This is a genomic window from Neobacillus drentensis, assembly GCF_036965425.1.
Taxonomy (GTDB): Bacteria; Bacillota; Bacilli; order Bacillales; family Cytobacillaceae; genus Neobacillus; species Neobacillus drentensis_F.
This window is the reverse complement of the sequence record NZ_JBALPP010000063.1, coordinates 7,988-11,732: the sequence shown is the minus strand read 5'-3', so window position 1 is coordinate 11,732 and position 3,745 is coordinate 7,988. Positions and strand designations below refer to the sequence as shown.

The following is a 3,745-nucleotide window of genomic DNA, read 5'->3' as shown; positions in this document are numbered from 1 at the left end:
TGTGAGAACTGCTGAAATCCTTCCGTATTTCCAGATTTGGCTAAGTAAATCGAATTCGCATTTTTCATTTTTGAAGCCCATTTTCAAACGAAAAAAAGAGCCTTCAAAAAATTATTTTGAAAGGCTTTTTTTTGCAATTTGGTGTGTTTTTTCTATTATTTTTACGGTCTGACACACTAACAAGTTTGGAGCTTAGCAAATTTAAGACCACCACTATGGGTTTTGTTGAAAAAGGATTTTATAACTGCTTGAGCGAATTTTAAGTGATCCTATTTGATTTACTTACAAATAATCCTTTCTTTTATTCCACAAAATGGCCTAATTCAAAAAGGACACATTCTTCTTCAAGAAGTATGCCCTATCGTATTGCAGAAGTTTCTCTACTTTCCCTTATTTCTTTGAAATTAAATTGTCCACAGGTAAAAAGTCAAAAATTGCACCGGACTCGATTGAATCCACCAGTTGTTGGAGCCATAAACAGTATTTCTTGTAATCCTCTAATTGTTGTAAGTCAAGCCTAGCTCTCTCTTTTAACCTATCTTCGGTTTCTTCATCTTCCATTACTGCTTGAAGTCGATGCTCCGCTTGTTCAATGGCGGAAAGGTTTAAATCAGCCTCTCTTTTCCATTTGCTTCCGAAAAATTGGCTAAAATAATTAAAGAAGTTTTTCTCAGCTACAAAATGGTCCTTCCTGGAGCCTTTTTGCCATACCTTCTGAACGATGTTGATGTCCTGTAATTGGCGGACTGCTGTGCTCATACTAGGTTTGCTCATACCGACTTCGTCTTTCATATCATCTAGAGTCATCGAATGATGTTTAAAGTACATAATGGCATAGAGCCGGCCAATTGACGGGGTGATACCGTACAAATCCATTGTTTCGGCAATGGCTTGAATGACTATTTCCTCGGCCTGGTTGATTTCTGATTCAGCAGACGATTGTTTATTTTTGTCCATGGGTAACCCCCCTTCAAATTATTTCATAGGTTAGGACGCTCACGGCTTTAGGGCTTGATTCCGGTCGCTATTTAAGTCCCGCGCGCGATTGTCCAACCACGTTTACCTAAATCATAACCTATATAAATTAGGCAAACCAGAAATAATTCACTTTCTTCTTTTTTTCACTAACCTGCTCCGTCTTAGCAAAGAGCCTCAAGCTAGCTATAAGCACAGTTCCGATTCAGAGGCTTGCAAAGGTTCCTTTTTAAAAAGATTGGATGGAAATGTATTTGGTAATTAAAAAATGCTGTTTATGGCGTATGTTTTTTGAGTATAAAAAAAACCAAAAAATATGTATGAAGTGAATGCAAACTTGCCATATTTTCGGCTTATTTATAATTTGTGAAATTGAAGAAAAGCGCCCAATTGTTGAATAACAGATTCAAATTTATTGCACCGTTTCCTCGTTTTTGTATTCACACAATATCTCTCTTCATTTAAAAATAAACTCTGTTTTAATTACGGTGTCCAATGTGTTTTGTCTTCATTTCACACTGAATGATATCTACTGCCTCTTCTACCATCTCTCTATTATTTCTTTTTAGGCCTTCCAATAATAGTACAACGTTATCAGCTGTCAGGAAAAAAGAGAGCTTTTCGAACTTATGTTGAACGTTTTCTTCCTTTCTCAGTTCCATCACTTTTTTTGTAAATTCTTCTCCACACTCTTCCAACAAATATAAATATTCATAATCAGGGTCACCAATCTTCATGTCACCAAAATCGATGATTCCAGTTAATTTTTGTCTTTCTTTATCAAATAATAAATGGTCCATCGATAAATCAGCATGAAGGAGCATAGGTGAATATCTGAAATGGTTTTTATTTTCTAGGTATGTTCCAAATCGAAAAGAAATATATGTTTGCATATCTTGATTGATTTTAGTAAAGGCTTTTTCCTTCACCTCATTGAAGGTCTCTAAGTAAAATTGATAGAAATTCTTTTCAGGTATATTTAAGTTTTTCGCCTGTTCAACACTGAATGAACTGATCTGATCCATAAACTCAGCGATTTGATGGGCGATTTTGTTCTTTGTTTCTGATGGTAATGTGTAAAATAGTTGTTCATCCATGGGCTCACCTGGCAATAATCTGTAGCCGACAAAAGGATAACCATTATCTTGTTTCCCACAATAAATAAATTCCGGGATGTTAAGAGAAAGATGTTTTTTTAGGTTCGGTAACGCCTTTATTTCTTTTTCTGTATCAATGGCTCCGGCTTTTTCCTTTGGAAATCGAAATACGACCTCATGATTGATCAGGTAGGCACGACTCATCCAGCCCTCACCAAGTTGCATTATATGATTAATTTTCATGTTTTCAAAATTGCTTATAATCATTTTCTTAATCCATTCAAACTCAGCATTCTCGATACCGCTATCCATCATAATAAGTCTCCTTTATATAGTATGGGCACTTCCACTTGCAATAAAATCGACCTTTAATTAATCAAAACATAATCCATGAAAAAATGTTTATTATCTCTTAATATTATGAAAAAAGCATTTCGCCCCACTCAAAGACTATTATATACATCCAAATTCTAAACTTTTACTCACATCCTGCTTTTTCGCTTAATAATATTTTTATAATGCTTTAGATTTTCAAATGGTTATTTAACAAACTGGCCCGTTTGTTGAATAAGCGCAACTTCAAAAGCAAGGTATAAATGTAAGTGTTTATACAGTTTGTTTTTTAAAAATGATTCAAAAATATTAATAAACATACTGCAAAAACATACATGAGTTAAATGCCAGAAGCAGATGGAAACATATTTTGACAATTTTTTCATCCGTTAAGAGGGATAAACTCACATTTGAAGCATCCTAATGCCGTTTTTAATTGAATGATAATACACCTATGAAATTATAAGAATAAGGTAGTAACGTTGGAATATTCCGGATGGAAACCCTTTTAATAATTGGGGCTAATAAAATAGAGATGGAAGATCGCCTGTTTATTTCTCCTTCTTGAAGAAGGTCCCAATTTAGGCAGAGAAATTTTAAATAGTTTAATATTTATAATACAGTTAGTTTTATTTCATTTTGCTGACAGGGACCTTAAAGAGCAATAACATTCCTAAAATGATCAGTACAGACAGCCCATAGGCTAATAATGGCTTTTTGTAATGGAGCCGTATAAAAGGCAATTGAACAAGATAAAAAATCACAGACGACCCGAAATTCCAGCCATTATGGTAACTCATTAAACCAAATATGTAGTTTATTAACTCGACAACAGACAAAAGGGTCACCCAGAAGATGATCCAGGCAACCTGTTTTACCCTTCCCGTTGGATACCGTCCTAAATATATAAACACAATGGATGGATAAGAGAGAAACGCTACAAGCAGATTGTTAAAAGTATGATTTGGAATAATATCGGTAGGGTCGTATACCCACAATGGATAATTATATGTAAGAAAGTTATATAACAAGTCCAGCAGAATGACAAAGAGAAAGGTGGACTGATAATTCTTCCAGTTCCGCGAATCTCCCCAACGCCATGCCGCAAGAATCCATAACATCATGCGTACAATAATGTACATTTACACCATCCTAATACAATAAATTTTCCGCTATTATATTATGATTAATTTTAATTAATATATGTATTGCCTCCTATTGCTAACTATCCGCCAACAGGCAATGCTCCTTTTTAAAAAGGTTGGATGGAAACATATTTTGACAATTTTTTCATCCGTTAGAAGGGATAAATTCACATTTTAAGCATCCTAATGCCGTTT

At 34.5% G+C, this 3,745-nt stretch carries 3 protein-coding genes; all 3 read right to left on the bottom strand.

Annotated features, from left to right (window positions below; translation table 11 throughout):
• Nucleotides 1–390: 390 nt before the first annotated feature.
• On the bottom strand, nucleotides 391–957 hold the full coding sequence (gene cudC / locus V7161_RS16850; RefSeq protein WP_335714118.1) for a choline uptake/conversion transcriptional regulator CudC: 567 nt from the start codon (nucleotides 955–957) through the stop codon (nucleotides 391–393).
• Nucleotides 958–1,454: 497 nt separating this feature from the next.
• The gene (locus V7161_RS16845) at nucleotides 1,455–2,387 is read right to left on the bottom strand and encodes an aminoglycoside phosphotransferase family protein (protein ID WP_335714117.1); all 933 of its coding nucleotides are present in this window, start codon (nucleotides 2,385–2,387) and stop codon (nucleotides 1,455–1,457) included.
• A 647-nt stretch (nucleotides 2,388–3,034) separates the two neighbouring features.
• Entirely contained in the window at nucleotides 3,035–3,547 is a 513-nt protein-coding gene (locus V7161_RS16840; RefSeq protein WP_335714116.1) for a CBO0543 family protein, read from the bottom strand.
• Between the last annotated feature and the right edge of the window lie 198 nt (nucleotides 3,548–3,745).

Excerpts from the sequence above, each read along its gene's own strand:
- V7161_RS16840 (WP_335714116.1), bottom strand. The coding sequence starts at position 3,547 with ATGTACATTATTGTACGCATGATGTTATGGATTCTTGCGGCATGGCGT.
- V7161_RS16845 (WP_335714117.1), bottom strand. The coding sequence starts at position 2,387 with ATGATGGATAGCGGTATCGAGAATGCTGAGTTTGAATGGATTAAGAAA.
- cudC (WP_335714118.1), bottom strand. The coding sequence starts at position 957 with ATGGACAAAAATAAACAATCGTCTGCTGAATCAGAAATCAACCAGGCC.